The 522-nt window shown below is 41.2% G+C and carries 1 protein-coding gene; it reads left to right on the plus strand.

Annotated elements, in window-relative coordinates; all coding sequences use genetic code 11:
• Positions 1-226: 226 nt before the first annotated feature.
• Positions 227-522 (plus strand): hypothetical protein (locus N1032_RS27830; protein WP_259543977.1); only part of this gene is annotated, 296 nt, incomplete at its 3' end.

Consider the following 522-nt stretch of genomic DNA (forward strand, 5'->3'; position numbering starts at 1 on the left):
CCGATGACTATTCGGTTCAGTGTAAGGTGGTTAAGATTGAAGGAGAAGAGATTCTCGCTGATGTAAATCTTTCTCGTGAAGAAATCCGTAGTGATTTCGAATTCGTAGAATGGATTAAGTCAACAGACTTCTCTGATAAAGTCCACGATGTTTGTAATGTCTTGGCTTTCCATATGTAATTAAACTGGGTCAGCCTTTGGGCTGGCCTATCTTTATAGGAGGGATAATGAAATATCCAATGCCTTTTGAAACAGATGCTCTTCGTTGTTATGTCGATGAGTATTATTCAGAAGAATTTGAAAGTGCTGAGACTTCTCTTGCTCGGTGTATTCAGATTGTGATTGACCAATACCAACGGGCTGAAGGTGCTGAACAACACTTTGTTAATATGTGTTGGTTATCACGAGTTATGGTTTGGTTTATTCCTGCTGCTCGCCCTTGGTATGACCAGACGTGGGAACGTCTTACACCTTTCTTTGAATGGGATGAGAATGGTGAAGAATGTATCCGTGTCCATCGTGG

This window comes from Herbiconiux daphne (assembly GCF_024979295.1).
In the GTDB taxonomy this organism is placed as follows: domain Bacteria; phylum Actinomycetota; class Actinomycetes; order Actinomycetales; family Microbacteriaceae; genus Herbiconiux; species Herbiconiux daphnes.